Source organism: Sphingomonas olei (assembly GCF_045369765.1).
Taxonomy (GTDB): Bacteria; Pseudomonadota; Alphaproteobacteria; order Sphingomonadales; family Sphingomonadaceae; genus Sphingomonas; species Sphingomonas panaciterrae.
This window is the reverse complement of sequence record NZ_JBIQEU010000019.1, coordinates 17,170-43,804: the sequence shown is the minus strand read 5'-3', so window position 1 is coordinate 43,804 and position 26,635 is coordinate 17,170. Positions and strand designations below refer to the sequence as shown.

The following is a 26,635-nucleotide window of genomic DNA, read 5'->3' as shown; positions in this document are numbered from 1 at the left end:
GACCAACGGGATGAGGGGTCCCTTTTCGACGCCGATCACCCCGCTACCGGGGTCCCTTTTCCACGCCGATCCACATCGTCGATGATCAGCCAGGCATTGTCGTCCCCAACCTGCCGGTCGGCCTCAGCAAGAAGCGCCACCTCAAGCGGAGCTTCGTCCCAAACGCCACTGCTAACGAAGTGATGAAGCCGGTCGTAACTGACCTCGGCGTCTCGCGCCGCCATGGGCTGAACGCTTTTGCGATCCCCAGGGCCGATCAGCCCCGCAATGTAAGCCGGACACATCCGACGCCGCGTCTTGTTCCGTAACGCCGCGGCGAACGGCGCAAGCCATGCCTCCAGTTCGCTCCGCCAGTCCGCTTCCATCGCCAGCCTCCACAAAAGCTGGCTCCCTATGAATCAGTGATTTCCCACCTTGGGAATCCCAAAATCACATTTCTGCCAAAGTAGTGCTAGGAACGCCAGCCCGGATTGCCCGCCCGGATACGTGATCAAGGCAGCGCCCGAACCCTTCTATCTGCCGCCGGTCCACCCGCACGTCGTTTATGTTGCGCCACCCCTGGTATGATCCCTGGGTCTGGTACGGCGGGCACTGGATCTACAGGCCCTATCCGTATCATCGCTTCTGGTACGAACACCATCGGCGACGCCCTTAGTCGTGACGCTCGATTCGGACGTCTTCGGCCCGCCGGATCCGCTTTCGCACGGCTTTGCTACTCCGGATCATATGGCTGAAAGCCTGGTCCGGGAAGCGGCCGGCATCATCGCGGATGCGGTGCACGCGAGAGGAGCCGCGCTCGTCGCGTTCCCCGGCGGGCGATCGCCCGTCCGCGCGTTTGAGTTCCTCGGGCCACGCAGCAGCGGATGGTCCGGGGTCACCATCATTCCCACCGACGATCGCTTGGTGCCGCCGGGCGACCCACTCTCCAATTTTGGTTTGCTGGAGAGGTTCTTCGCGGGTGGGGAGGCGCAGTTGCTTCCTATCGCGAGGCCGCCATTCGACGATCCCGCAGCGGTCGCGGACGCCTCCGAACTGAGGCTTTCGGATCTCCCCTGGCCACTCGACCTTGTCTGGCTGGGGTTCGGCTTGGACGGGCATGTCGCCTCGCTCCTGCCAGGGCCAGATCTGGACAACGCGCTGCGTGTACCTGACTGGCGGCGCATCGCCGGCATCAGGCCCGAACCGCTGCCGGCCGAGGCACCCGTGCCAAGAGTGACATTGACCCTGAGCGCGATCCTCGCTGCCAAGCGACTGCTCATTTCCGGCAGCGGTCGAGACAAGCTTGAGGTGATCAAGCGAGCGCTCGACGAGGGCGAAGAGTCGCAGATGCCGCTCGGCATCGTCCTGGCGCGCGCGCGTTGCCGGCCAGACCTCTTCTGGAGCCGCTAAGGGTTCGTTCGAGGTCCGGCGCGTCTGTAGCCCGCGGCTCTTCAGGGGCGAAAGGCGCATATCCGGACGGCAGCCACGGACGTGCGCGGCGCGGGGCACTCCAAGGTCCAATTAACGTGTGCGTCCGTGGACTTCGGAGCCCCAGAAGCACCTCGACGCCGGCTTCGCGCAAGAACTGACAAAGATCAGCGTTTCAGCGGGTCGGCCCGCTAGCTTGCGCCTGTCTTTGGTGCTCGAACGGCTCGCCGAGGATCGCCGGACGGCTGGTCGAGCTGATCGACAGGAGATCCTGGATGCGAAGCTTCGTTCTCGTTCCAGCGTTGTTGCTTGCAGTCGCCTGCGACACGCGCAGTCACGCACAGCCAGCGCCCCTCAACGCGCAGGGCGCAGGTCAGCGCCAAGAGTCCCCACGCGGCGCTCCCGCGAGCTTCGCTGACCTGGCGGCACGTCTCTCCCCGGCTGTCGTGAATATATCGACGACCTCGCGCATCAAGGCCCGCAAGATGCCGAACATTCCGGGGGACTTCCCGTTCGGCGAGCTATTCCCCTTCCCGGGACTGGGCGGACCACCCATGCCGCGCAATGCGACGTCGCTCGGGTCGGGCTTTCTCATCTCGGCGGACGGCTATGTGGTGACCAACAACCATGTCGTTGCCGGTCGCGGCTCAGGCGTACAGGTCCAGGCGATCAAGGTCACGCTGACAGGAGGGCAGGAGTTTCCAGCGCGCGTGGTCGGCCGGGACGAGGCCTCCGACATCGCCGTCCTTAAGATCGAGGCCAAGAACCTGCCGTTCGTCCGGTTCGGCGACTCATCCGGTGCGCGCACCGGTGACTGGGTTCTCGCGATCGGAAATCCCTACGGGCTGGGAGGGACGGTGACCGCGGGCATCGTGTCCGCCCTGCATCGCGACCTGCGAGCCGGACCCTATGACAGCTTCATCCAGACGGATGCCTCGATCAACTCGGGAAATTCGGGCGGTCCGCTCTTTGACATGCAGGGCAATGTCATCGGTATCAACTCGGCGATCATCTCGCCAACGGGCGGCAATGTCGGTCTTGGCTTCGCGATACCTGCGGAGATCGCCAAGCCGGTCGTGGAGACTTTGAGGACCGGCGGCCGCGTGCAGCGTGGCTACCTCGGGCTCCTTCTGCAGCCTGTTACCGAGGATGTCGCCGCAGCGCTCGGCCTGCAGAAAAACCGCGGTGAGATCGTCGCGGAGGTGCAGCCGAATCTCCCTGCGGCGCGTGCGGGCCTCCAGCAGGGCGATGTCATCCTGCGCGTGAACGGAACCGAGATCACCCCGGATAGCTCTGTCGCCCGCCTGGTTGCCGCCGCGCCGGTCGGGTCCCGGGTGACGCTCGAGGTGCTTCGCCAGGGCGCACGGAAGACGCTGACGGCAGTCGTCGCTGAACGGCCGGCCGAGGCGAAGCTTGATGGGCAGGATGAGGAGTTCGACCTCGACGACGATGGCAGCGGGCAGCCGAGCGCATCGGCCGGGCTCGGCCTGTCTGTCAGGCCCCTAAACCCGGCCTTGGCCGGCGAGCTCCGGGTCGATCCAGCAACGCAGGGTCTCGTCATCGTCGGGATCGACCCCTCCAGCGACGCCGCGGCCAAAGGTCTCAGCGAAGGAGACATCATCCTCTCGATCAACCAGCAACCCGTGCGCGGCGCGCAAGATGCTGTGGGCTTGATTGCGGCGGCGCGGAAGGGGGGGCGCAAGCAAGTGTTGCTGCTGGTCAAGCGCGGCTCGGCGCCGGCGCGGTTCGTCGGCGTCGAGTTGACGGGACGCTCCTGATCGTGAGGCGGGCAGGAGAACAGGTTCCCGGCACTTCTTCGCGCCTTGAGTGTTGGATCATGCGGCTGACGGTCCCTCCGCTACAACGCGGAAGCGACCTGCCGATCGATGCGCCGACGGAATGTCCGCGCGCGAGGCCTCTGCTCGCTCCGCACTTCCGCCGGTCTGGTTCGTGGAACAGGAGGAAACGGGATGAATCTTGAAAAGTATACGGATCGCGCAAAGGGATTTCTCCAGGCTGCGCAGACCGTCGCAATTCGGCTCAACCACCAGCGGATCACGCCGGAGCATATGCTCAAGGCCCTGCTCGAGGACGAGCAGGGCATGGCAGCGGGCCTGATCCGCGCCGCCGGTGGAAATCCGGACCTGGCGACCAGCGAAATCGATGCGGCCCTCTCCAAGCTTCCATCGGTCACGGGAAGCGGAGCGTCCCAGCCGCCGGGGCTAGACAATGATGCCGTACGCCTTCTCGATCAGGCGGAGCAGATCGCTCAGAAGGCGGGAGACAGCTATGTCACGGTCGAGCGGCTGCTTCTGGCACTCACCCTCGCTTCCACCGCAGCGGCCGGCAAGGCGCTCGCTCGCGCGGGCCTGACTGCTGAGGCACTCAACACGGCGATCAATCAGCTGCGCGGTGGGCGCAGCGCGGATACTGCGAGCGCGGAGGACCGCTACGACGCGCTGAAGAAGTTCGCTCGAGACCTCACACAGGCCGCCAAGGACGGCAAGCTCGATCCGGTGATCGGCCGCGACGAGGAGATCCGCCGCACGGTCCAGATCCTCGCACGCCGCACCAAGAACAATCCCGTGCTGATCGGCGATCCCGGCGTCGGCAAGACGGCCATCGTCGAGGGGCTGGCACTCCGTATCGCCAACGGCGACGTTCCCGACACGCTCAAGGACCGGAAGCTGATGGCGCTCGACATGGGCAGCCTTATCGCCGGCGCGAAATATCGCGGTGAGTTCGAAGAGCGGCTGAAGGGCGTCCTCGACGAGGTCAAGGCAGGCGAGGGCGACATCATCCTCTTCATCGACGAGATGCATACGCTGATCGGGGCGGGCAAGACCGAGGGCGCGATGGATGCCGGCAACCTGCTGAAGCCGGCGCTTGCCCGCGGCGAGCTCCACTGCATCGGCGCGACCACGCTCGACGAGTACCGGAAATATGTCGAGAAGGACGCAGCGCTGCAGCGGCGCTTCCAGCCGGTCTTCGTCGGCGAGCCGACGGTCGAAGACACGATCTCGATCCTGCGCGGGCTCAAGGAAAAATATGAACTGCACCACGGGGTGCGCATCACCGACGGCGCCATTGTCGCGGCCGCCACGCTTTCCAACCGCTATATCACCGACCGCTTCCTTCCGGACAAGGCGATCGACCTGATGGACGAGGCGGCAAGCCGGATCCGAATGGAAGTCGAATCGAAGCCGGAGGAGATCGAAACCCTCGATCGACGCATCATCCAACTGAAGATCGAGCGAGAGGCGCTCAGGAAAGAGTCGGATGCAGCGTCGAAGGACCGTCTGACGCACCTCGAGCACGATCTTGCGCAGCTGGAGCAGGAATCGGCGGAGCTCACCCAGCGGTGGCAGGCTGAGCGGGAGAAGATCCAGGCCGAAGCCAAGCTCAAGGAGCAGCTCGATCAAGCCCGTCTCGAGCTCGACCAAGCGCAGCGCAGCGGCGACCTGGCCAAGGCCGGCGAGCTCGCCTACGGTCGCATCCCGCAGCTCGAGAAGCAGCTCGCCGATGCCCAGCAGGCGAGCCAGGGAGCCATGCTGCGCGAGGAGGTGACCGCCCAGGACATCGCATCGGTCGTGTCGCGCTGGACCGGCATCCCGGTTGACAAGATGCTCGAGGGCGAGCGCGACAAGCTGATCCACATGGAGGAAGCACTTGGCAAGCGCGTCATCGGCCAGAAGCAGGCTGTCGCAGCGGTCAGTCGGGCCATTCGCCGGGCCCGAGCCGGGCTGCAGGATCCCGATCGCCCGATGGGCTCCTTCCTGTTCCTCGGGCCGACCGGCGTCGGCAAGACCGAGCTGACCAAGGCGCTCGCCGGCTTCCTGTTCGACGACGACGCGGCGATGGTCCGTATCGATATGTCGGAGTTCATGGAGAAGCACTCCGTCGCCCGGTTGATCGGGGCGCCACCGGGCTATGTCGGATATGAGGAGGGCGGCGTTCTAACCGAGGCGGTTCGGCGGCGGCCCTATCAGGTTATCCTGTTCGACGAGGTCGAGAAGGCGCACAACGATGTCTTCAACGTGCTCCTGCAGGTGCTCGACGATGGCCGCCTGACTGACGGGCAGGGCCGCACGGTCGACTTCAAGAATACCTTGATCATCCTGACCTCCAATCTCGGCAGCCAGTTCCTCTCGAACCTGGCTGAAGGACAGACTGTCGAAAGCGTCGAGCCACAGGTAATGGAGGTGGTCCGCGCTCATTTCCGGCCGGAGTTCCTGAACCGCCTCGACGAGATCATCCTGTTCCATCGCCTCGGCCAGGCCGACATGGGGCCGATCGTCGATATCCAGGTCACGCGTGTCCAGAACCTGCTCAAGGACCGCAAGATCCGTCTCGACCTAACCGATCGCGCACGGGCGTGGCTTGGCCGCGTCGGCTACGATCCGGTCTATGGCGCTCGCCCGCTGAAGCGTGCGATCCAGAGATATCTTCAGGATCCTCTGGCAGACCTCCTGCTGCGGGGCCAGGTGCCGGATGGCTCGACCGTCACGATCGACGAGGGCGACAGCGAACTGGTGTTCAAGACGCGCGCGGAACAGCCTGCCGAAGCCGAGGCTGCATGAGTTGGTCCATCGCGGCAGCGAATGTCTGCCGCGATGACCGAAGGAATTGGAGAAATGATCGATGTCCGAGAAGATCCGGGTCGTCTGCCCGCATTGCGATGCGACCAACGCGGTGCCCACGGATCGTCAGCCGCTCACGGCCAAGTGCGGGCGGTGCCACGACCAGCTGTTCAAAGGTGTTCCTGCGGCGCTCGACGGCGCTCGCGCGCGCAAGCACATCCGCAACTCGGACCTGCCTCTGATCATCGATTTCTGGGCGGCATGGTGCGGCCCCTGCCGGGCGATGGCTCCGGTTTTTGAGCAGGCAGCGCGTACCCTCGAGCCGAAGGCCCGCTTCATCAAGGTCGATGTCGATGCCAATCCGGACATCGCGGCCGAACATGGCATTCAGGGCATTCCAGCGCTGCTGGTCTTCAAGAATGGCCAGGTCGTCGCCCGCCAGGCCGGCGTCACTGATCTTGGAACGCTGAGAAGCTGGGCCGAGCGGTTCGGGTCCTAGCTCCGGACCAATGCTCCGATCCGGTCAGCGAATTGGCGGGCGGCGTTGGTCCGACGTGCCAAAGCCGCCGCGCCCGCGGTACCGAAGTGGAGCCTACTCCTTTTGCTGTCCCGGCCACTCGAGGACCGGTGCATCATCAAGTTCAAAGCGCTGCTTGTTGACCGGGGTGATGGTCGCGGGGGGCGGCTCGTGCACCTCGTACGGCAGGCCCAAACGCTCGCAATATCGTATGGCTGCCTCGCGGCTCGGAAACCGAAGGTCGATGTGGACCAATGGGTCTTCTCCACCCGTCCACCCCATCAACCAATCGACGAACGGCTTCTTTCTCTGCTGGAACCTGAGCCTCCATTGATCCTTCCGGGCCCGTCCACCCTGGTTCGTCGCCGTGGGCAGTGGCTCGATAACGGCTCTTGCGTCCTCGGGCAGGGAGCTCAAATAGCGGAGCCACCAGCGGTCGACGGGCGAGTTACGGTCGTGGCTGTAGAGCGCGCGCTCCGAAAAGCCATCGGCGTCACGCCAGACGTTGTAGCGCCGTGCGACCTCGCCCTTCGGGTTGAAGTCTGCCAGCAGCGGCATCGACAGACTTCGAGCCGCCCCCCAGGCGCCGTGGCTGTAAAGGCTGTCGACCGAGATCCCGACGATCTCCACGCCGCGCCTTTCAAATTCGCTGAGCTCCTGCTGATACAGGTCGAGCTGCTTGCTGCACCCAGGGCTCCAATCGAGAGGATAAAAGACCAGGACGACGGTCCTGCCGGCGTAGGAGTCGAGGCCGACCTCTCGTCCACCAGCATCCTTGAGTCGAAAGTCCGGTGCCTTTGTGCCGACGCTCAAGGGTGTGCTGATCGCGTCCCCCTCCATCGCCGGCGCATGCTCATGCAGGCGTTTGAGTTCGTCGAGGGTCGCTCCGAGCGAATCGACAGACGGATGAGCCTGGCCGGCGGTACGCCACAATTCCTGGATCATGCCGTGAAGCAGCGAGAGCGCCTGCTTCTCGGGACTGTCGGTGAGCTTCGGCGCCAGGGCGGCGAAATCGGTGCTGAGCTGTTCCAACCGACTTGGCTGGAAGTCCATTGTGCTTGCGTTTCTGTCCAAGTTGGGCTCCTTGCTCGCAACGTGGTCCGTCTCGCGGAAGTGGGCGCGACGAACCTGCTCTGATGTCGCCGACTCAACCTAGTCGCCCCGGACAGCCGCGGGCTGAGATAGATCAGAGCCTGAACAGCCCCCGACAATAAGACTCGCATTGCTCGATCCGCCTCCGCGGTCGCGCGCAGCCGCAAAGGACGTCGAAGCAGGGCTTACGCCCTCTTGCGAGGGAGAATAATGGTGACCTCATCATTGGATCGCTCGGACGACATCGATCCTTTCGAGGACCCAGCCTCTGGCGTTCAGCCTTCCCGGGCGCCCAGCTGGAAGGGGGGACGAGCCGGTTCTACAGCGCCCCCTGTTGAACACATCGCGCTGCTCGGCACCTTTCCCCCGCGCCGGTGCGGGATCGCGACCTTCACTTCCGACACATTTTCAGCATTGCGGAGAGCCTTCCCGGCCATCGCCGTCGACATCTACGCCATGCTCGGACGGGGAGACACGGGGCATGCCTCATCCGCGGCACTGCTCCTCCGAGAGGCCGTTCTGCGGGACTACGCGCTCGCCGCCGACCGCATCAACGCGAGTTCCGCCGACCTTCTCTGGGTGCAGCACGAATATGGAATCTACGGCGGTGCTGCCGGGGACCACCTCCTGCACTTGCTGAACCGCGTAACAGCACCGGTCATCATCACGCTGCATACCGTTCTCGAGGAGCCTGACGCTGACCAGAAGCGGGTGACAGAGGCGTTGCTGGCTCGCGCTTCGGCCATCATCGTGATGGCGGAGCGGGGCCGCGTGCTCCTCGAGCAAGTCTATGGCGCGGAGCCGCAGGCCGTGCTCGTCATCCCGCACGGCGTGCCGGACCGCGTCCTTGTCGCTCCCGAGACGCTCAAACCCAACTTCCGATGGTCTGGCCGACCCGTCATTTTGAGCTTCGGGCTGCTTGCACCCAACAAGGGGATCGAAGCCATGATCGCGGCATTGCCGGCGATCGTCGAGGCGGCCCCGAATGTTCTCTACGTTGTTCTGGGCGCCACGCACCCGAATCTGTTCGCTGCCGAGGGGGAGACGTACCGGCGGCGCCTCCAGGCGTCAGCTGAGGCGATGGGTCTGGGACCACATGTGAGCTTCATCGACCGGTACGTCGACGACAAGCTGCTGATCGATTACCTGCAGGCAGCCGATGTCTACGTGACGCCCTACACCAATCCGGCACAGATCACTTCGGGCACACTGGCCTATGCGGTTGGCGTCGGGAAGGTGGTGGTGTCCACCCCTTATGCCCATGCTCGCGAACTGCTCGCCGACGACGTCGGAATCCTCGTGGGGTTTGGCGATACGGAGGGTCTTGGTCGCGCAATCGTTGGAATATTCGCCGACGATCGCCGCGCGCGCGCCATTGCGCGGCGAGCCTATGCCCGCGGCCGGGCGATGACGTGGCCGCGCCTGGCTGCGGCAGCGATGTCCGCGATGTCCGACGTCATCAGCCAGGAGCGGTCTTACGCCCGCCAGTGGGGCCCGCGAGCGAAGCGGGCGGACCAAAGATCGCACTCAACAAGAGGATGAAGGAAACATGAAGGCATTAAGGGTTGCACTCCTGCCCGTGCTGCTGCTGGGTGTCGCTGGGTGTACGACGACAGGATCCGGCGTCGGCATGTCGCGCGCGGGTACGACGACCGCCACTTTCGTCTGGAAGTCGAGCAGCGCCCGATCGGGCACGATGACGGCAAATCTGAGTACCGGCGCATCCTACTCCGGGCCTTTCTTTCAGATCACGAGCGAGACGACGATCGACGAGCTCGGCCCACTTTGGACGGGTTGGGGCAATCGCTGGCGGTGGCGGGGGTGGAGTTATTGGGGCCCTACCCAGAGCACACTCACGCACTATAGCGGGCGCGTGCTGGCGAACCTGAGCGGCCCCGACGGCCAGATGCGCTGTCACTTTCGACTGATGCGTCCCGGATCGGGCATGGCCGGAGGAGGTCAGGGACGTTGTCAGCTGCCGAGCGGAACGATGATCGAGGCGACCTTCCCGCCGACCTGACACGAAGCTGTCGATGAAAGCAGGCGCCGCCCTCATCGCGGCGAGGCTCGTCCAGAATGGTGCGACGGCATTCTGCCAAGGCGGGGATGGTCAACGCCATCCCCGCCCGCTTGGGTCAGGGCAGGATCCTGATCTGGTTCACCACGCTCGATACGCCCGGCGCCGACCAGGCGGAGCGCTCCGCCTCCTGGCGTTCCGCCCAGGTCTTCACGGTGCCCTTGAGCGTTACTTTGCTGCCGTCGACCTCGACGTCGACACGCTGGGCATCGACCTGCGCGCTGCGCACGAGGGCGTCCTCGATCTTCTTCTTCACGTCGCTCGGATTGACCCTGGGCTGGACCGTGATCGAGTTGGTGACGCCTTTCACGCCGGAGATCGAGCGAACCGCGCGCTCTGCCCATTCCTTCTGGAAGTTCCACTCGACATGGCCCTCCAGCGTGAGCCATCCGTTCTTGACGACGATCTTGATCTTGTCGGCGGTGCTGGGCAGCTCGCGCTTCAGGGATTTGACCGCTTCCTCCGCGATCTCGGGGTCGAGGCGGTCGGTCGAGAGCTTGACCTGGATTTCGTTGGCGACCGCTTTCACGCCCGAGACGCGCTTCGCCGCCTTTTCGGCATAGTAGGAGTCCATGTAGCTCTTGGTGACGCCGCTGAGCGTCACGATCCCGTCCTTCACGGCAACGGCGATCGTCTCGCCATGTTGGATCGACGGATCATATTGAATCTCGCTCTCCACGTCCTTCTTGATCGTGGCATCGGTGCGGAAAAGTGAAACCATTTCGGATTCTCCTATCAGCGATGGGCTCTCAAGCCCAGTTGGTACTCCGCCGCAGCTTCCCTATTCAGCGAGTCGCGCGTGCGTGCTGACTCATGTCAGCCGGCGATCGATTCTGCCCGAGCAGGGTTGGTCGTGATTTGCGGCCGTCCACATGATCATCTGATCTGGGTCAGTTTCACTCCGCAGTGCGGCGCTATCCTCCCGGGGACCTCAGCAAGCGCGCATGCGGCCGAGGCAGGCACGAACCGCGGCGGCATCGGCACCGCCGCCCGCGGCGCATTGGCAGGATGACGATAATGGCCATCGAAATCGGGATCGACGAGACCAAGAGGAAAGAGGTGGCGGGGGGATTGGCACGCCTCTTGGCCGACACCTACACACTTTATTTGACGACCCACAACTTCCACTGGAACGTCACAGGCCCAATGTTCAACAGCCTGCACGCGATGTTCATGGTGCAATATACCGAGCTGTGGAACGCGGTTGATCCGATCGCCGAAAGAATTCGCTCTCTTGGTGAGCCGGCGCCTGGGTCCTATGGGCAGTTCGCGAGCCTGAGCTCGCTCGCCGACGCCCCTGAAACTCCGCCCAAGGCCGAGGCCATGATCAAGATCCTGGTCGAGGGACACGAGGTCACCGCCAGAACGGCACGCAGCCTTTTTCCCGTAGCCGACGCCGCCGGCGATCAGGCAACCGCTGACCTGGTGACGCAGCGCGTCGCGGTTCATGAAAAGACAGCATGGATGCTTCGCGCGCTCCTCGACGCGTGAGCCGGCGCTGCTGGTTGCCGACGCAGGCGTGAGGAAGGCAGGGGATCTCCTCTGACCTATGTCAGCGTCCGCCTTGCTCAGGCTGCTTACCGTTTTCTTGCTGCGACCAGCGGCTGTCGGTCGCTTTATCAATCGAAAGGAGCAGGTTGATGAAAACAGGGTTGCTTCATGTGGCCGAGGACCGCGGCGGGGAAGCGCGGCTCGACGCCGCGATCCAGCTGGCCAAGGCGTTCGGCCTTCATCTGACCGGCACGCAGGCTGCGCCGCTCTCGGCCTATGCGATGGCGGATCCCTTTGGCGGGGTTTATCCGTCGCTGAAGCTCTTCACCGAGCATGAGAAGCGCCAGGATGCCACGCGGGCGTCGATCGAAGAGAGACTGCGTGACGACGGCGTTTCGTTCGGCTGGGTGCGCGGAGCAGGCTCTCCGGCGGTCGTATTGCTGGACCAGTCCAGGCTGAATGATCTGATCATCCTCAGCCATCTCGAGAGCGACGAAGGCGGCTGGGACGCCGAACTGGATCTTGTCGGCGACGTCGCAGTGCATTCCCGAGCTCCGATCCTGTCCGTGCCCTATGACAACGGGACGCTGAGCCTCGATGGCACCGCACTTGTGGCGTGGAATGCGTCATTCGAGGCAGCGCAGGCGCTGCGCTTCTCGGTCCCCTTCCTGAGCCGGGCAAGTCGTGTTCAGATCGTCACGATTGGAGACGACGCGCCTGAGTTCCCTGCCTCTGGCGCCGCTGCGTACCTGTCGCATCATGGCATCCAGTCCGAACTGCTTCCGGTGGCGCTAGGTGATCTCAGTGTCGGAGAGGAACTGCTGAACGTGGCGATCGACACGCAGTCGAACTTCGTTGTTCTTGGCGCTTACGGCCATTCGCGCATCCGCGAACGAATCCTGGGTGGCGTGACGCGCGAGATGCTTCTGCGGTGCCCGAAGCCGCTGTTACTTGCTCATTGAGAAGGGGAGAACGATCGATGCGAGGCATCATCGTGGCGGCGCTGTGCGTTGCTCTCGCTGGATGCGGAACGCAGAAGGCAGATCAGCCGGACGGTGGTCAGACTGCTCAGAGCGACTCAATCAACAACTACCAGCAGGCGGTGATCAATCTGAACGACGCGTCGAGGAGGGCCGTGCTCTTCCGCGCGATCCGAGATGCAGGTCTGGCGTGCCAGAACGTCATCCAGGCAGAGCGGCTGCCGGACGAGAAGGAGGGGCCGGTTTGGCGCGCGCAGTGCGAGGACAAGTCGTACCACCTCGTCATCGTTCGAGCCGACGGGACGGCCTATGTGGTCAGCCGAACTCGGTGACCCCATCTGATAACCCCTGTGTCGAACCAATTCCGACGGTGGCGGTGTGAAGCAGCTGATCGCGTTCGATCTCGACGGCACCCTGGCCGAAAGCAAAGCCCCGCTCGACGACGAGGTAGCCGGGCTTCTGGCCACGCTCCTCTCCTTTGCCCAGGTGGCGGTGATATCCGGGGGCGACTGGCCTCAGTTCAAGAAGCAGGTGGTCGATCGTCTGCCTGCCCAGTCCGATTTGAGTCGGCTCTGGATATTGCCCACTGCCGGCGCGAAGCTGTTCCGCTTCACCCGAGACTGGGAGCAGGTCTATTCCGAGGCAATCACGCCTAGCGAAAAGGCCGATATCCTGGACGCTCTGGAACGGGCGATACAGGTGGCCGGGCTCAATCGCGAGCCGGCGTGGGGACCCCGGATCGAGGATCGCGGAACCCAGATCACCTATTCGGGTATCGGGCAGAAGGCGCCGCTGGAGGCGAAGGAGGCCTGGGATCCGGATCGCCGCAAGCGCCTGCAGCTGCAGGACATGCTCCGACAATCATTGCCTGACTGGTCGATCAATATCGGAGGGACCACCTCGATCGATATCACCCGGGCAGGGATCGACAAGGCGTTCGGGCTGCGCAAACTCGCGGAGGTTAGCGGCGTCGCGTTCAAGGACATGATCTTCCTCGGCGACTCGATATTTCCGGGAGGTAATGACTATCCCGCCGTCACAGTCGGCGTCGACACAGTTGCCGTTCGCGACGTCCAGGAGACGAAGAGCATCCTTCATGCTCTCACCCTGTGGCTTGAGGCATGATCTCGCCATTGGACCTGCCGCGAAGTTGCTTGCCGATGGCGGAAGCTTCGGATCGAGAACCAGGCGGGGTGTTTATGACAACAAGATTGGTCATCTCATCTTCAACCATACGCAACGGCAGTCGATGAGGGACCGACACAGGGACTGAACAGAATGGCCGATCCGTACCAGACCTTGAACGTGCCGCGCGATGCGGACGAGGCGGCGATCAAGAAGGCTTATCGAAAGCTCGCCAAGGAATATCACCCGGACCGCAACGCGGATAAGCCGGGAGCGGCGGAGCGCTTCTCCGCGATTACGGCCGCCTATGACCTGCTCACCGACAAGGAGAAGCGCGCGCGCTACGATCGCGGCGAGATCGATGAGGATGGCAATCCGAAGGCGCCCTACGGCTTCTCCGATTTCAACGGCGCCGGTCCTTTTGCGCGCCGCGGCGGCTTCCGCGCCGGGGCCGATGGAGGCACGACGACCTTCGAGTTCACCGGGGACGAAGCCGATTTCGCCAGCATCTTCGGCGACATGTTTGGCCGAGCAGAGGCCGCTGGAGGCGGCCGTCGACGGTCTTACCGTCCCCGGGGAGCGGACGTCGCCTACCGCCTGAACATTAGCTTCGAAGATGCAGCGGCGCTGCGTCCGCAGCACATCGAGCTCGGAAGGGGAAAGGCAGTCGACCTGAAGCTGCCCGCCGGCTTTGAGTCCGGGACTCAGGTGCGCCTGCGCGGTCAGGGGGAGGAGGGCCCCGGCGGAGCCGGTGACGCAATCGTGATACTCGAGATCGAGCCACACCGCTTCTTCACAAGGGAAGGAGACGATGTGCGAGTGGAGTTGCCGGTGCGCTGGGATGAAGCCGTGCTCGGCGCCAAGGTGCGGGTACCGACCGTTGATGGCCCAGTGCTGCTGACCGTCCCCAAAGGCTCGAGTTCGGGGCGCACGCTACGGATCAAGGGCAAGGGCTTTCATCGCGCGGACGGCAGCCGTGGCAACCAGCTGGTACGCCTGATGGTCCACTTGCCGTCCGGCGACGCCGAGCTCGAGGAGCTCGCACGCACCTGGGCAAAGCACCACGACGAGAACCCGCGCGCTTCGATGGGAGTGTAAGGGCTCGCGGTGCCGGGAGCTCCTGCGAGTGGCGACCCTGAAGCGGTGGCGCGGAAGGGTCAGTCAGTTGACGGCGGCGGCGCGGTCCAGTCCGCGATCTCCATAGCGTGGGCCTCAACCCAGCGATCAAGCTCACGCACGACACTGCTGAGCGAGAAGCCCAGCGGTGTGAGCGAATATTCCACGCGCGGCGGGACTTCCGGATAGCTCCGGCGCGCTACCAGGCCATGGGCCTCAAGCCGTCGAAGCGCCTGGATCAGCATCTTTTCTGAGACGCCGCCAATACGTCGGCGCAACTCGGCCGTGCGGTACGTGCGCTCGCTGAGCGCGTGGATGACGAGCAGCGTCCACTTCTCCGCAAGGATGCCCAGTACCTTCCTCGCCGGACAGTCGGCCAGGAAGACGTCACATTGCAGGTCTCGAAACGGATCAACTTTCTCCATTACTTACCCATGGGTGTGTACTTCCTATCGGGTAGTTAGAGCTGCATCTCAGGCCGCGCAAGGCGCCGGGCCGGGGAATCATGGCTCGGCGCAGCAAGATCAGAAAGGAGGTTGAGGTGAAGTCGGTATTATTGATCGGTGCCGTTCTTTTCGCGGCGCTCGCACCCGTGCAAGCCCCGGCACAGCAGGCGGCTGCAACCGCAATAAAGCCCCCGGCGGTGCAGGCGCCCGGTTACTATCGAGTAGCGCTCGGTGACTATAAGATCACCGTCCTTACCGACGGTACCACACCGGTTCCGTTCGGAGACCTGCTCCATGGCGCCTCCAGGGAAAGTCTGGCGGACGCCTTCCGCAAAGCGGGCGAGTCGCTTGATCGAGAGACGTCGATCAACAGCTTCCTGATTGACACCGGTGAGCGTCGCATCCTGATCGAGGCAGGGGCGGGGCGCCTCTTTGGTGACTGCTGCGGTCGTCTTCCGGCAACGCTAATGGCGGCCGGATATGCGCCAGAAACAATCGATGCCGTGCTGCTGACCCACGTGCATGGCGACCACTCGGGCGGTCTGACCGTGGACGGCCGCCGCGTCTTCCCGAATGCATACATCTATCTGGCGAAGCGGGAGCTTGATTACTGGCTGAACGATGAGGCCAGAGCACGCGCTAAACCCAGCCACCAGAAGATGTTCGAGGAGGGCCGGGCGGCACTTGCACCCTATCGCGCGGCGGGTCGCATCCGCACCTTCACCGCGCCATCGACGCTATTGCCAGGGATCCGTGTCATCGCCGCTCCGGGCCACACGCCCGGCCACAGCTTCTACGAGATCGAGAGCCGGGGACATCGGATGCGGGTAATCGGCGACATCATCCATGCAGCCGAGGTACAGCTACCCAGGCCCGACATTACGGTCGACTACGATGCCGACGAGGCTTTGGCGGCGAAGACGAGAGCGTCCGCGCTTGCGGAGCTCGCCAGGACGCATGAGCTGGTCGCCGCGCCCCACATCTCCTTCCCTGGGCTGGGGCATGTCGTTCGGAGCGGCACCGGCTATTTCTGGATGGCGATCCCATACTCCGCTGAAGTTCGACAGGTTGGACAATGGGGGAGCCTAAGCGTTCCTGCCGTGACCCCCTGGCTTTTCGACACCAAGGTCGGGGCGGGGGTTTGAACGTCGTTCAGCCCGCTCGATTGCTCGGGTAAGCTCGCCTCCGATCGCAATTGGTACACCGCTCTGTCGAGGGCAGGCCGCACTGCTGGTAGCACGACTGATCCAGGTCAGGACTCACCGGCCCGATACTCTCCATCGTCGGCGTTCGATTTTCTCATGGAGGCTGGCATGGCGAAAGCAATCGGCATCGATCTCGGCACCACCAATTCCTGCGTCGCCGTGATGGAGGGCAAGGAGCCCAAGGTTATCGAAAATGCCGAGGGGGCGCGGACAACCCCCTCGATGGTGGCCTTTCGCCCTGACGGAGAGGTGCTGGTCGGGGCCGCGGCGAAGCGCCAGGCCGTCACCAATCCGGAGCAGACGCTGTTCGCGATCAAGCGTTTGATCGGCCGCAGATACGACGATCCCATCGTCCAGAAGGACAAGGGCATGGTGCCCTACAAGATCGTCCCCGGCGCTAACGGTGACGCATGGGTCGAAGTGAACGGCAAGAAGTCCAGCCCTAGCGAGATTTCCGCCCACATCCTGCGCAAGATGAAGGAGACGGCCGAAAAATACCTGGGTGAGCCGGTCACCGAGGCCGTCATCACGGTGCCCGCCTATTTCAACGATGCGCAGCGCCAGGCGACCAAGGATGCAGGCACCATTGCCGGTCTCGAGGTTCTGCGCATCATCAACGAGCCGACCGCTGCGGCGCTGGCCTACGGCCTCGAGAAGAAGAAGACCGGCACGATCGCCGTCTATGATCTCGGCGGCGGCACCTTCGACGTCTCCGTTCTGGAGCTCGGCGACGGTGTTTTCGAGGTCAAGTCGACGAACGGAGACACGTTCCTCGGCGGCGAGGACTTCGACAAGAGGATAATCGACTTCCTCGCCGATGAGTTCAAGAAGGAGCAGGGGATCGACCTGCGTCAGGACCGGCTTGCCCTGCAGCGACTGAAGGAAGCCGCTGAGAAGGCGAAGATCGAACTCAGCTCGGCATCGCAGACGAGCGTGAACCTGCCGTTCATCACCGCCGACCAATCCGGCCCGAAGCATCTCGACATCCGTCTCACCCGCGCGAAGCTCGAAGCGCTGGTCGATGATCTCATCTCCCGGACTGTCGGCCCCTGCAAGGCTGCACTCGAGGATGCCGGCCTGAAGGCCGATCAGCTCGACGAAGTCGTGCTGGTCGGCGGCATGACGCGGATGCCGAAGGTCGTCGAGGCGGTGAAGTCCATCTTCGGACGGGAGCCACACCAAGGCGTCAATCCTGACGAGGTCGTGGCGCTGGGCGCAGCGATCCAGGCGGGCGTGCTGAAGGGGCAAGTCGAGGACGTGCTTTTGCTCGACGTCACGCCGCTGTCGTTAGGCATCGAGACGCTTGGCGGCGTGATGACCAAGCTGATCGATCGCAACACGACCATCCCCACCAAGAAGAGCCAGACCTTCTCGACAGCCGAGGACAACCAGCCCGCCGTGACCATCCGCGTCTTCCAGGGAGAGCGGGAGATGGCCGAGGACAACAAGCTGCTCGGCCAGTTTAACCTCGAGAACATCGCGCCGGCGCCGCGTGGCGAGCCGCAGATCGAGGTGACATTCGACATCGACGCGAATGGTATCGTGAACGTCTCTGCCACAGACAAGGGCACCGGGCGCGAACAGAAGATCACCATTCAGTCGTCGGGCGGCCTGAGCGACGAGGACATCAAGCGGGCGGTCAGAGACGCCGAGGAGCACGCCAGCGAGGACAGGAAGCGCCGCGAGCTGGCGGAGACGCGGAACCAGTCCGATGCGCTGATTTTCCTATCCGAGAAAACCCTGTCGGATGCCGGTGACCGGGTAGCCGCTGCCGATCGGGAGGCAGTGGAACAAGCCGTCTCGAAGCTGAAGACGGCCATGGAGGGTGAGCAGATCGAGGAGATCCGCAAGAGAAGTGAGGACCTGCAGGCCGCCACCCAGCAGGTCGTCAGTGCTCAGCGTGCTGAGAGCGGCAGCGCATCCGCTGCGGACGATGGAATCGTGGACGCCGAGTTCGAGGAGGCGGACGACACGAAGAAATGAGGGCCGCTGCGCGCTGGCCCCCATTGGTCAGAGGGGCGCCTGCCCCCCCCGGAAGCATGAAGGCTGGGCAAGATGAACCAAGACGACACTGCTGATGAAAGGGAGGCGGCGCCTTCCCAAGGCGCGAGCGGCGAGGACGCCGGGCCGGACCGCGCAGTTCCTGCATCGGAGGTCGAGGAACTGCGGGAGCGGCTCCTACGCGCACTGGCTGATGCCGAAAACGCCAGAAAGCGGGCCGATCGCGCACGCGCCGAGGGTCGAGAAACCGGCATCTCGGATCTAGCCGAGATGATCGTTCCAGCGCTCGATAGCCTTGATCTGGCGATCGAGGCGGCATCTCGAACGGAGGGGGCGCAACCAAGCCTCGATTCCCTGCTCGACGGGCTCAGGGCGACGAGCAGGGCGTTCGTGGATGGTTTGGCAAAGGCGGGGGTGGAACGGATCTCCCCACAGAAGGGGGAGGCGTTCGACCCGAACAGACATGATGCGATCGCCTCGCGATCCGAGACCGAGACCGCTGAGGGGCTGGTGCTTGAGACCCTGCAGCGGGGATATAAAGTCGGAAGCCGGCTCATCCGCCCCGCACGCGTCGTGATATCTTCAGCAGGCTGAGCGGGAGGGCGGATCCGATGCATCGGGACGCCATCGCCCCTCATTCTTCCGGTGCAGCGGAACCGGCCTGATATGCAGCGAGGGCAGGTATGGCCGGTCGGGTTGCTCTGGTGGCTTGCCGCGCTAGCGAGCGTGGCCGGCATCTCGGCCGGGCAGGCAAGGCCCTCGCCCGCGACAACCGACGCTCGGCTCCCGGTCTACGACGTTCGCGAGGTCGTGAGCGGAGATCAAACCGCCTTTGAAGTCGCGATCCTTGCCCCTCCTCGTTGGGGCGATCGCTCGGTGAGAAGCCGCCTGCTGCGGAAAGCCGCCCAGGTCGCAGCCGGCCGCGGAGCACACTGCTTTGCCATCGAACGTGCACAACTGAACCGCAATGTATCGTACGTGCCGCTTCGATCCGGTCACATGACGATCTCGACGAGTGGGAGCGCAGCGGAGTGGCGGCGCTACTGGCGGCTCTACAGGAATGTGCTCGCCTCGCCGGGTATCCATTTCGGCCTCGGCACAGTTTCGCGCATCGGGAACCGTGTCGTCGAGGGGCGCCTGTTGATCCGCCTCTGTCAACCGGGCGCCGAGACACCGCGACATGCTTTCGAAGTCCAGAAAATACTGTCGAGCATTCGAGCTTCCGAGCCGGCTGGAAGCCCTTGATGGCCTGATCCTCTCCTTGCGACCTGGCCAAGCGACGGGTCCCGCAGATCACGTCGGCGGAGGTAGACGAATGGCCGTAGTCGTTCTCATGATTGAGCATCTCGGCGAGGTGTTCTGGTCGACGCATCACAGCCACGCGACTGCCTGGTCCTTTCTCCTGTCTTACGTCAACGATGCCTGGACGCAGCAATTCCCCGACAAGCCTCCGCCACAGGATGAGGAGGAGCGGGTCGAGATGTTCTTTGCCGGGGATGGGAACGAGTATGTTATTGCTGAAGCTGGCGTCGAGCTGAAGCCCACTGTGCATTAGGTCGTAAGGTTATGAGCGGGGCCAACCCTTAAGCCCACCTGTCCGCCTTCGATCCTCGGCTGCCGCGTTGAGGCGGTGCCCCAAGCCGATGCCCACTCTCGGAAGAGGTCGACTTGATGAGATTGTGGCTTGGCCAGAGTTCGCTCTTGCCAGGTCCGAGCGGTGATACCGACCGATTGCGCGTCGAAGCCAGATCCGGCGCTTATGCTCGTTGCCGACGATCACGCATCCGTTCGATCCCGCACCTGCCCGAAATCACGGATCAGCGAGGAACGGGAAACGGCTGGCGGGCAAAGCATCGCCAGTAGTTCGGCCAGGTCGATCGATGCGAAGCTCACCGAACTGTCCGCGACCCCGTAGGGCATGATCAGCCGGCCGGCGTGCGCCAGTGCCCCGCAGGTATAGACGACGTTGGGAACATAGCCCTCCCGAGCTTCATCGGAAGGCGACAGTAGCGGCACCGCCGTTCGTCCGATGATGCAGGATGGGTCCTCTCGATCGAGCAACAGTGCGCCGATTGAATATTTGCGCATTGCGCCGACGCCGTGGGTAAGTACGAGCCAGCCCTCCTCGAGCTCGATGGGCGCCCCGCAGTTGCCGATTTGGATGAGTTCCCAGGCATATTCAGGACGGGCGAGAAGTTCACCGCGCTCCCATCGATACAGGTCTGGCGAACGCAGCAGGTAGAGGCTCTCGCCATCTTGCCGGCCGACCATCAGATAATCGCCATCGAACTTGCGTGGGAATAGGGCCATGCCCTTGTTGCGCGCGGCACTCCCTTGCAAAACCCGCAACTCGAAAGTCTCGAAGTCGCGGGTCAGCAGTATCTCCGAAGCGATCGCAGCGCCGCTGTAGGCGGTGTAGGTGCCGTAATAGGCGCGCTTCCCATCGTCATCCTCGAACCTGACGAGACGCAGATCCTCCAGGCCGTTGCGTTGGGCCGGCGTGAACGGGAACAGGACCATTTCGTCGAGACGGTTGCTGCAGTCATGCCGGCGAAAGACAACACTGCCGTCCGGCTGGCTCTCAGCCTTGGCGGCGACCGCAAGATCGGGCTCCGGATCAAGCTCGATAGTGCCGTCGGCACGAACGATCCCTTGTCGAAAGGTCACAGAGGAAATGTGCCCCTCGCCCACGGCCCGCAGCGACAGGATGAATCGAAGCGCCCCCTCGGTCAGCCCCATCTGGTCGGGGTGCGGAACGATGCTCGGGTTCATGACCGCCGCGGCGCCGAAGGAGTATTCGTGGCAAAAATAGGCGCCGATGAGTTGGCGCTGAGCGCGGTCCAATGGATCAGCCAGGCCGATCTCGGACGCCACCTGATCGTACCGCTCCTCGAACACCCGGCGTATCTCGCGATGGCGGCTTTCGAAATCCGCGAGCACAAGGGCGAGCTCGGCTTGGGTCGTGCGGCCGTCCATGGCGCGCACCGCGGCAATGATCCGCCGCACTCGATCATTATTGACCGGGTTGATGTCCCGCGGCTCCGGAGCGAGATGAAGGGGCCGTACGACGACCCGATCTGGGTTCGGCAGCAGCCGCAGGCTGGATTGGATCAGCGGCATGCAACGCCTCCGGAAGCAGCGGCTCGCGCCTTGCCTCTCTCTGAACCCTCGGCAGCGCTGCCGATACGCGCAATCGCTAGAGCCGCGAACTGATAGGCAAGGATGGACTCCGCACCCTGGTTCAGGTTCACGCGGTCTACCTGCAATCCGTCGTAGCAACCGCCATCGGGGCTGGCGATGCGCGCTCCCAGGTCATTGGTGCCCAGGTACCAGGCGAAAGCCGCTTCGGCATGCGCTCGCCAACGCTGGTCGCCGTCTTGCTCAAATGCGAGGGCGCACGCGTCGATTGTTGCCCAGGCTTCAAGTGGCTGCTGGTCGAAGGCGCGGGGGGCCTGGTACTCCGCCCCGAAGCTTTGGGTCCCTACGGGTCGGAAGTGACCTTCGGATGCGGTCTGCAGCCGTCGTAGCCAGTCGAGCGCCTCCAGCGCCTCGCGGCGCATGTCACCATCATCAAGAACATCGCTCGCCAGCAGCAACGCCTCGGGGAGGCGGGCATTGTCATAGGCGAGCACCGGTTCGAACCACGTCCAACCGCTTCTCCTTTCTGCGCGGAGCAGGCTGAGCAGCTCTCCCGCGAATGTCTCCAGCTGGAGCCTTGCGGGCCGAAGTCCGGGATAGACGCGAAGATGAGCGGCAAGGCCGAGTATGGCGAACGCTCGGGCTCGCGGGCTCGTGAGATAACCAGTGGCCGGGATCACCTTGTCGGCAAGCGCCGTAGCCCAAAGCTTGAGACCGTGATTGCGGGTTAGCTCCGCCGTGCGCCCGATCGCCCACAGCGCCCGGCCAAAGCTGTCCTGCGAGCCCTCGCGCTCGAGCCATTGCCGATCGAAGCCCATGAAGTTGCGGAACCGCTTGGAGTGCTCGTCCCAGGCGAGATCGACGAAGGAGGCGTAGGTAGATGCGAGCATGATAGCGCGTTTGCTGTCTATCCCCTCCGCCTCGAACATTGCGGCAAGCATCAGGGCTCGAGCGTTGTCGTCGAGGCAATAGCCATGTCGCCGGTCGGGCACCGTGGACCGGCTGTGCTGGAGCATGCCACAGCCATCGCTCATTCGGGCGACGGCATTGAGAGTGGACTTGGGCGACATTGCCTTGGAGGGGTTGAGCTGTACCAGATCCTGCTTGGAACTGGCTTCGACACGTGCCCGTTGGAAGAGGGTCGTGTAACGCTCCGCGACCACCGGCCAGATCATCTCCCGGCCGGCTTGGTAGGCGTTTCGACGCAGCTCGTCGCAGAGGCTCCGGTCGGAAAGGACGGCGCCGACCGCCTCGGCGAGCGGCTCGGGTGACGCGAACGGCACGAGCTGCCCGCGGCGGTCGGCGAGCAGCTCCTTCGCATGCCAGTAGGGCGTCGAAATTACCGCCTTGCCGAGGCCCACGGCGTAGGCCAGCGTGCCACTCGTAATCTGCGCCTCGGAAAGATAGGGCGTCACATAGATATCGCAGGCTGACAGCCACGCTTGTAGGGTTGGTGCGTCGACATACTCGTTCACGAACCGGACGTGGCTCGAAAGACCGAGACTCTGAACGCGAGCTTCCAACCGCTCGCGATAGCGTTCTCCTTCGCGGGCCACCAGATGAGGGTGCGTTGCCCCCAGGACGACGTAGACGAGATCGGGGTGGTCCTTAACGAGACGAGAGAGCCCATCGATCATGACCTCGATGCCCTTGTTCGGCGAGAGCAGGCCGAAGGTCAGGATGACCCGGTGGCCATCGAGGCCGAAGCGGTGCTTGTGGAACGCGGGGTCAAGGAATGGCACGTCAGGGATTCCGTGCGGGATCACGGAGATCTTGCTGTCCGCTACCCCCATGTCGCGCTCGAGGATGGTTCTTCCCATTTCTGTCATAGCGACAAGGCGCGACGACCGCTCGACGAGCGCTTGCATAACCCGTTGCTGAGCACGGTCTGGCCGCGTCAGGATCGTGTGGAGCGTTGTCACGATCGGCGCCCGAAGCTTCTCGAGCATCGGCAGGAGATAGCCGCCGGCATCCCCGCCGAAGATGCCAAACTCGTGTTGGACGCACACCACGTCGGGATTGAGCGCGTTGAGATGATCCGCCGCGGCCAGGTACGCAGCGGGATCGTCCTGCGCGATCTCGTAGCCGACCTCCGAGGGATAGAGGTGCCGCATGCCCGGATCGTTCATGGCGACCGTCAACAGACTGGCGTCAGGCGCGATTTGAACCAGCGCGCTGCGCAGGTCGGCCGTGAAGGTCGCGATGCCGCAGCGGCGCGGTGGGAAGTTGCCGATCAGGGCGATGTGGCGGACCGGCGGGGTCAGGGCATAGCCACTCATCAAGCTCTCCTTCTAAGACGTCTTCAGGGTCAGGGGGTGCCGCGTCGTCTCCAGGTCAGGAGGCGGGCGCTGCCGCCGACAGCGCCGCAGCCGGTGAGGGCGCTGGCGGCTCGGTCGCCTCAGCTGCCAAGCGTACTAGCCGGCGCACTTCCTGAGCACGCTCGCGGGGTATCACCAGGATCACGTCCTCCGTCGCAACGATGACAAGATCCGATATGCCCAAGGCCGCGACGCGGGGGCCATCGCTCCGGATCAGGCAGCCCTGGCTGTCGAGGGCGAGCACATCGCCGTGGAAGGCATTGTCGCTATCGTCCCGAGTTTCGACCTCGTGGAGCGCGTCCCAGCTCCCGATGTCGGACCAGCCCACATCGACAGGCACGACCGCCATGCGCGATGCGCGCTCCATGACCAGGTAATCGATCGATTGCGCTTCGATGGCGGCAAAGGTCGCACGATCGGGGATCACCCGACCTGCCTCGCGATGGCCAGTGGACAGCGCCTTGCGGACCGAACCCAAGAGCGTGGGGGCTTGGATCGAGAGCTCCTCGAGGAGGCGGTCGGAGCGCAGGAGAAATATTCCAGCGTTCCACAAATAACTGCCTTCGGCGAGCATGCGCTCGGCGCGGGCGGCTTCGGGCTTTTCGACGAACCGGTTCACCCGGCATATCGGGCCGGAGAGCGAGTCTCCCATGTGAATGTAGCCGTAGCCGATTGCCGGGCGGTCGGGCGTGATACCGAACGTCACTACCAGCCGTCTTCGGCTAATGAAAGCGCACGATGAACGGCCTTGCCGAACGCTTCAACGTTCCTGATCACATGATCGCTTGGCATGACCAGCAGCAGGGTGTCCTCCTCCACACTCTCGAGCGCAGCCATCGCAAGGGCGGGGGCGGTGTTGCGCCCAATGGGCTCGAGGAGCAGTCGCGAGGGAGCGCAGCCCACCGCACTCAACTCGGCGATAACGCGCCTCTCATGCTCCTGGCTTGCGACAATGATCGGAGCGGCTGCATGCCGGATGCTCCTGGCCCGAAGAACTGTTTGTTGCAGAAGGCTCTTTTCGCCGGCCAAGGGCAGAAACTGCTTAGGCGTCTGTTCGGTCGAAAGTGGCCACAGCCTTGTCCCAGAGCCACCGGACAGGATGACGGGGATCAACTGCATGGGATCTCGCCCCTCTTTCGCTAAGTCCCTGGGGAGAGCAGCGCTTTCCCAAGAGGGACATCGGTCCGAATCCTTTCGGCGGCGGGCGATCGAGATGGCCGCATCCGCTGCCAAGGCGACGTTACGATTAGAATCGGGGTGGTTGCCTCGCCCTGCGCTAGATCAGTCGGGGGAGGAGAGTGCGAGAAGCCAAAGCCTGGGGCCGGATCAGCCGTTTCTTACTTCGCCCGTTACGTGGCTCAGCCTTGTCGGCGCCCGCTGCCCCGCTCGATGCGCGGCGATCAGCTCCTGCTCTCGCTCCTGGATCCAGGGTGGAAGAACTGCTCCGCGGTCGAGGAACAAGCTCGCGCGTTCGAGCCACGGATGACCGGTATTGTGAAGCTCGTTCATCGAGTCCGCGCCGTGAAGCATGGGACCGAACCGCACAGCTTCGACACTTCCGCTCGCAAGCCTCTCGTCGAACGATTGATCGACGCGCTGCAGAAAACGAGCGAGATCCTCCATGTCGGCAGGATCCGGGAAAGCCGGCTCCACGGCGCGATCGGGCAAGTAGCGCAGTACCGGCGGCCACTGAGAGATGTCGTCCCACCAAAGCGGCGGCATCGGAATGCCATCCGATCGGGCGGAGCGGGGGTGCTTGGTCATTTCGCCAACCGGGAGGTCCACGAGCTCGTAGAACTCCGTCGTCGTCCAGGCATGATGGTCGTCACCCCAGAAGCCGCCCCATCCCGCAACGTTTGGGTTTTCGAAGACCTCCGCGGCGCAGAATGCTCCCAGCCACACCCGGGACGCGATCCCCAGGCGGCCGAGCAGCCGCTGAACCGCGATACTGGTCTGCACGCACTTGGTGGGGTAAGTCTCGGCGTAGTGGATCCGCGCAACTTCGTCGACGGTCCCGGCAACGAGCCGGCGCAGGAAGGGCGTCGTGCGTTTTCCCGCACGGGACTTGGCGACCTGCAATTCTATGAAGCGTTGCTTGATCATCTCAAGCTGGAGTGGTCGCGGAAACGCGAGCGTCATTCACGAGGACGTTTGGGGCGATCGGACTCAAGCTCTTTTGTCCATCCTCGGATCGTAGATCCATTTGCGCACCTTTCGGGCCGCAATCCTTCCGGCATCGCGATGCCCCGGATTGATCAGGACGTTCAGCTCTTCCGGGATGACCACCGAAGGGACCATCAGAAGCGCAGATCGGCCACTATTGGCCCAGTCGGTCCCGAAGGTCGTGCTCACCAGGCCCGCCGGCTCCGCATCCCAGCCTACGGGCAGCGACGAAGCCGCCGTGCTCTCTGCGGCCGCCCATAGATCGTCCGGAACCTCGATTTCGACAAGATACCGATTGAGCGGCAAACCGCCAGCATTCAGATGGACGAGAGTTTCGAGGCAGGCGAGGGCACGCGTGGGGGAGGAATAGACGACAGCGACCCCCACATCATTCCAGCGGCCGCCGGTAAGCTTGGCGCCCGTGCCCGTCATGTCGTCGGCCGTGTAGGTCTTGGTATCCGTGGCAATCCGAAACAGCCGCTGGCTCACGCATAGGCTCCGCTCTGGATCTGAGCGAGCGCACGCGACACGAGAGCTTGGCCCTCCATCGTATCCAGAAAATCGATCGGCTTGGCGCCTTTGAGCGCAGGCAGCGGCTCGCGCAGCCAGCGGGATAGCCAGGTGGGCGCATCGAAATCCTCACCCGCTCCGGACTCTTCGACCATTGCTTCCAGCTGGCCGACGAGCTTCGCGAGACCCACGACGCGCTCGCTCTCCTCGACGGACAGAACCTCGTCTCGAGCGGCCTTTCGGTTGACGGTCGCGGTCTTGAGGCTGAGCGCATCGAACATGACGTTCTGGTCCAGGTGGAGCTCGGTGATGAGAATCTTGACCTTGCGCGCAGAAACGCCGGCCTTGATGAACTCGATGCGCTCCACGGGTGCGGCCCGAAAGAGGTCGACATAGGGAAATGAGGGCGGGAACGCCGGGTCGGCTTTCCTCTGAGCGGCGGATGCGTGGGCCACGGAAATGCTCCTTT

25 protein-coding genes and 1 pseudogene are annotated in these 26,635 nt (G+C 63.8%); 15 read left to right on the top strand and 11 right to left on the bottom strand.

Annotated features, from left to right (window positions below; translation table 11 throughout):
* Positions 1-38: 38 nt before the first annotated feature.
* Positions 39-365: pseudogene (locus ACH0BU_RS15420) on the bottom strand (transposase); the annotation flags it as partial.
* 292 nt (positions 366-657) lie between these two features.
* Between ACH0BU_RS15420 and ACH0BU_RS15415 the strand changes: the two are divergent.
* The 4 genes from ACH0BU_RS15415 to trxC all read left to right on the top strand — a co-directional run bounded on the left by ACH0BU_RS15415 (position 658) and on the right by trxC (position 6,486).
* Positions 658-1,389: a 6-phosphogluconolactonase gene (locus ACH0BU_RS15415; RefSeq protein ID WP_406889949.1), complete on the top strand. Its 732-nt coding sequence runs from the start codon at positions 658-660 to the stop codon at positions 1,387-1,389.
* Positions 1,390-1,682: 293 nt separating this feature from the next.
* Entirely contained in the window at positions 1,683-3,185 is a 1,503-nt protein-coding gene (locus ACH0BU_RS15410) for a Do family serine endopeptidase (protein ID WP_500264274.1), read from the top strand.
* A gap of 192 nt (positions 3,186-3,377) precedes the next feature.
* Positions 3,378-5,987, top strand: coding sequence for an ATP-dependent chaperone ClpB (gene clpB / locus ACH0BU_RS15405; RefSeq protein WP_500264273.1), 2,610 nt, complete (start codon positions 3,378-3,380; stop codon positions 5,985-5,987).
* 61 nt (positions 5,988-6,048) lie between these two features.
* On the top strand, positions 6,049-6,486 hold the full coding sequence (gene trxC, locus ACH0BU_RS15400) for a thioredoxin TrxC (protein WP_406889944.1): 438 nt from the start codon (positions 6,049-6,051) through the stop codon (positions 6,484-6,486).
* Positions 6,487-6,579: 93 nt separating this feature from the next.
* On the opposite strand, the gene ACH0BU_RS15395 is transcribed toward trxC, so the two are convergent.
* Complete coding sequence (locus tag ACH0BU_RS15395) at positions 6,580-7,557, bottom strand: redoxin domain-containing protein (protein ID WP_500264272.1); 978 nt, start codon at positions 7,555-7,557, stop codon at positions 6,580-6,582.
* A 252-nt stretch (positions 7,558-7,809) separates the two neighbouring features.
* On the opposite strand from ACH0BU_RS15395, the gene ACH0BU_RS15390 reads away from it, so the two are divergent.
* Positions 7,810-9,138 carry a glycosyltransferase gene (locus tag ACH0BU_RS15390; RefSeq protein ID WP_500264271.1) on the top strand — a complete coding sequence of 443 codons (1,329 nt, stop codon included), beginning with the start codon at positions 7,810-7,812 and terminating at the stop codon, positions 9,136-9,138.
* Between the two features lie 7 nt (positions 9,139-9,145).
* Positions 9,146-9,616, top strand: coding sequence for a hypothetical protein (locus ACH0BU_RS15385; protein WP_406889933.1), 471 nt, complete (start codon positions 9,146-9,148; stop codon positions 9,614-9,616).
* Positions 9,617-9,731: 115 nt separating this feature from the next.
* Here ACH0BU_RS15385 and ACH0BU_RS15380 read toward each other — a convergent pair whose 3' ends face one another.
* A complete protein-coding gene (locus ACH0BU_RS15380; RefSeq protein WP_406889931.1) occupies positions 9,732-10,394 on the bottom strand; it encodes a BON domain-containing protein in 663 nt (220 codons plus the stop codon).
* 296 nt (positions 10,395-10,690) lie between these two features.
* Here ACH0BU_RS15380 and ACH0BU_RS15375 point away from each other — a divergent pair, with 296 nt between their 5' ends.
* From ACH0BU_RS15375 to ACH0BU_RS15355, 5 genes are all read left to right on the top strand, one after another.
* Positions 10,691-11,164, top strand: a complete 474-nt coding sequence (locus ACH0BU_RS15375) for a Dps family protein (protein ID WP_182926576.1) — start codon at positions 10,691-10,693, stop codon at positions 11,162-11,164.
* Between the two features lie 149 nt (positions 11,165-11,313).
* On the top strand, positions 11,314-12,126 hold the full coding sequence (locus ACH0BU_RS15370; protein ID WP_182926578.1) for a universal stress protein: 813 nt from the start codon (positions 11,314-11,316) through the stop codon (positions 12,124-12,126).
* A 17-nt stretch (positions 12,127-12,143) separates the two neighbouring features.
* A complete protein-coding gene (locus ACH0BU_RS15365; protein ID WP_406889292.1) occupies positions 12,144-12,476 on the top strand; it encodes a hypothetical protein in 333 nt (110 codons plus the stop codon).
* Positions 12,477-12,522: 46 nt separating this feature from the next.
* Positions 12,523-13,269, top strand: coding sequence for an HAD-IIB family hydrolase (locus ACH0BU_RS15360; protein ID WP_500264270.1), 747 nt, complete (start codon positions 12,523-12,525; stop codon positions 13,267-13,269).
* A 153-nt stretch (positions 13,270-13,422) separates the two neighbouring features.
* The gene (locus ACH0BU_RS15355; protein WP_099230972.1) at positions 13,423-14,367 is read left to right on the top strand and encodes a DnaJ C-terminal domain-containing protein; all 945 of its coding nucleotides are present in this window, start codon (positions 13,423-13,425) and stop codon (positions 14,365-14,367) included.
* Between the two features lie 59 nt (positions 14,368-14,426).
* Here the strand turns inward: ACH0BU_RS15355 and ACH0BU_RS15350 are convergent, their stop codons facing one another.
* Positions 14,427-14,810, bottom strand: coding sequence for a winged helix-turn-helix transcriptional regulator (locus ACH0BU_RS15350; protein WP_272695384.1), 384 nt, complete (start codon positions 14,808-14,810; stop codon positions 14,427-14,429).
* A 116-nt stretch (positions 14,811-14,926) separates the two neighbouring features.
* Here ACH0BU_RS15350 and ACH0BU_RS15345 point away from each other — a divergent pair, with 116 nt between their 5' ends.
* The 4 genes from ACH0BU_RS15345 (at position 14,927) to ACH0BU_RS15330 (ending at position 19,592) form a co-directional block, all read left to right on the top strand.
* Entirely contained in the window at positions 14,927-15,976 is a 1,050-nt protein-coding gene (locus ACH0BU_RS15345; protein WP_406889287.1) for an MBL fold metallo-hydrolase, read from the top strand.
* A gap of 168 nt (positions 15,977-16,144) precedes the next feature.
* A complete protein-coding gene (dnaK, locus tag ACH0BU_RS15340; protein ID WP_406889284.1) occupies positions 16,145-18,019 on the top strand; it encodes a molecular chaperone DnaK in 1,875 nt (624 codons plus the stop codon).
* 72 nt (positions 18,020-18,091) lie between these two features.
* Positions 18,092-18,631 (top strand): nucleotide exchange factor GrpE, encoded by a 540-nt coding sequence (locus tag ACH0BU_RS15335; RefSeq protein WP_406889282.1) that lies wholly within the window; start codon positions 18,092-18,094, stop codon positions 18,629-18,631.
* A 721-nt stretch (positions 18,632-19,352) separates the two neighbouring features.
* The gene (locus tag ACH0BU_RS15330; protein ID WP_406889279.1) at positions 19,353-19,592 is read left to right on the top strand and encodes a hypothetical protein; all 240 of its coding nucleotides are present in this window, start codon (positions 19,353-19,355) and stop codon (positions 19,590-19,592) included.
* A 221-nt stretch (positions 19,593-19,813) separates the two neighbouring features.
* Here ACH0BU_RS15330 and ACH0BU_RS15325 read toward each other — a convergent pair whose 3' ends face one another.
* From ACH0BU_RS15325 to ACH0BU_RS15295, 7 genes are all read right to left on the bottom strand, one after another.
* A complete protein-coding gene (locus tag ACH0BU_RS15325) occupies positions 19,814-21,157 on the bottom strand; it encodes a glycoside hydrolase family 130 protein (RefSeq protein WP_406889277.1) in 1,344 nt (447 codons plus the stop codon).
* The gene (locus ACH0BU_RS15320) at positions 21,148-23,454 is read right to left on the bottom strand and encodes a glycosyltransferase family 4 protein (RefSeq protein ID WP_500264269.1); all 2,307 of its coding nucleotides are present in this window, start codon (positions 23,452-23,454) and stop codon (positions 21,148-21,150) included. Before ACH0BU_RS15320 ends, ACH0BU_RS15325 begins: the two co-directional genes overlap by 10 nt.
* A 55-nt stretch (positions 23,455-23,509) precedes the next feature.
* Entirely contained in the window at positions 23,510-24,199 is a 690-nt protein-coding gene (locus tag ACH0BU_RS15315) for a mannose-1-phosphate guanylyltransferase (RefSeq protein ID WP_406889272.1), read from the bottom strand.
* The gene (locus ACH0BU_RS15310) at positions 24,199-24,612 is read right to left on the bottom strand and encodes a sugar phosphate nucleotidyltransferase (RefSeq protein WP_406889271.1); all 414 of its coding nucleotides are present in this window, start codon (positions 24,610-24,612) and stop codon (positions 24,199-24,201) included. Before ACH0BU_RS15310 ends, ACH0BU_RS15315 begins: the two co-directional genes overlap by 1 nt.
* A 207-nt stretch (positions 24,613-24,819) precedes the next feature.
* Positions 24,820-25,632 carry a hypothetical protein gene (locus tag ACH0BU_RS15305; protein WP_500264268.1) on the bottom strand — a complete coding sequence of 271 codons (813 nt, stop codon included), beginning with the start codon at positions 25,630-25,632 and terminating at the stop codon, positions 24,820-24,822.
* A gap of 27 nt (positions 25,633-25,659) precedes the next feature.
* Positions 25,660-26,145 carry an RES family NAD+ phosphorylase gene (locus ACH0BU_RS15300; RefSeq protein ID WP_406889268.1) on the bottom strand — a complete coding sequence of 162 codons (486 nt, stop codon included), beginning with the start codon at positions 26,143-26,145 and terminating at the stop codon, positions 25,660-25,662.
* Complete coding sequence (locus ACH0BU_RS15295; protein WP_232093348.1) at positions 26,142-26,621, bottom strand: Xre family toxin-antitoxin system antitoxin; 480 nt, start codon at positions 26,619-26,621, stop codon at positions 26,142-26,144. Before ACH0BU_RS15295 ends, ACH0BU_RS15300 begins: the two co-directional genes overlap by 4 nt.
* Positions 26,622-26,635 lie beyond the last annotated feature (14 nt).

Bases quoted from the DNA above. Each gene is read 5' to 3' on its own strand.
- ACH0BU_RS15410 (WP_500264274.1), top strand. From the start codon at position 1,683: ATGCGAAGCTTCGTTCTCGTTCCAGCGTTGTTGCTTGCAGTCGCCTGC.
- clpB (WP_500264273.1), top strand. From the start codon at position 3,378: ATGAATCTTGAAAAGTATACGGATCGCGCAAAGGGATTTCTCCAGGCT.
- trxC (WP_406889944.1), top strand. From the start codon at position 6,049: ATGTCCGAGAAGATCCGGGTCGTCTGCCCGCATTGCGATGCGACCAAC.
- ACH0BU_RS15395 (WP_500264272.1), bottom strand. From the start codon at position 7,557: ATGGACTTCCAGCCAAGTCGGTTGGAACAGCTCAGCACCGATTTCGCC.
- ACH0BU_RS15385 (WP_406889933.1), top strand. From the start codon at position 9,146: ATGAAGGCATTAAGGGTTGCACTCCTGCCCGTGCTGCTGCTGGGTGTC.
- ACH0BU_RS15380 (WP_406889931.1), bottom strand. From the start codon at position 10,394: ATGGTTTCACTTTTCCGCACCGATGCCACGATCAAGAAGGACGTGGAG.
- ACH0BU_RS15375 (WP_182926576.1), top strand. From the start codon at position 10,691: ATGGCCATCGAAATCGGGATCGACGAGACCAAGAGGAAAGAGGTGGCG.
- ACH0BU_RS15370 (WP_182926578.1), top strand. From the start codon at position 11,314: ATGAAAACAGGGTTGCTTCATGTGGCCGAGGACCGCGGCGGGGAAGCG.
- ACH0BU_RS15365 (WP_406889292.1), top strand. From the start codon at position 12,144: ATGCGAGGCATCATCGTGGCGGCGCTGTGCGTTGCTCTCGCTGGATGC.
- ACH0BU_RS15355 (WP_099230972.1), top strand. From the start codon at position 13,423: ATGGCCGATCCGTACCAGACCTTGAACGTGCCGCGCGATGCGGACGAG.
- ACH0BU_RS15350 (WP_272695384.1), bottom strand. From the start codon at position 14,810: ATGGAGAAAGTTGATCCGTTTCGAGACCTGCAATGTGACGTCTTCCTG.
- dnaK (WP_406889284.1), top strand. From the start codon at position 16,145: ATGGCGAAAGCAATCGGCATCGATCTCGGCACCACCAATTCCTGCGTC.
- ACH0BU_RS15335 (WP_406889282.1), top strand. From the start codon at position 18,092: ATGAACCAAGACGACACTGCTGATGAAAGGGAGGCGGCGCCTTCCCAA.
- ACH0BU_RS15330 (WP_406889279.1), top strand. From the start codon at position 19,353: ATGGCCGTAGTCGTTCTCATGATTGAGCATCTCGGCGAGGTGTTCTGG.
- ACH0BU_RS15325 (WP_406889277.1), bottom strand. From the start codon at position 21,157: ATGCCGCTGATCCAATCCAGCCTGCGGCTGCTGCCGAACCCAGATCGG.
- ACH0BU_RS15320 (WP_500264269.1), bottom strand. From the start codon at position 23,454: ATGAGTGGCTATGCCCTGACCCCGCCGGTCCGCCACATCGCCCTGATC.
- ACH0BU_RS15310 (WP_406889271.1), bottom strand. From the start codon at position 24,612: ATGCAGTTGATCCCCGTCATCCTGTCCGGTGGCTCTGGGACAAGGCTG.
- ACH0BU_RS15305 (WP_500264268.1), bottom strand. From the start codon at position 25,632: ATGACGCTCGCGTTTCCGCGACCACTCCAGCTTGAGATGATCAAGCAA.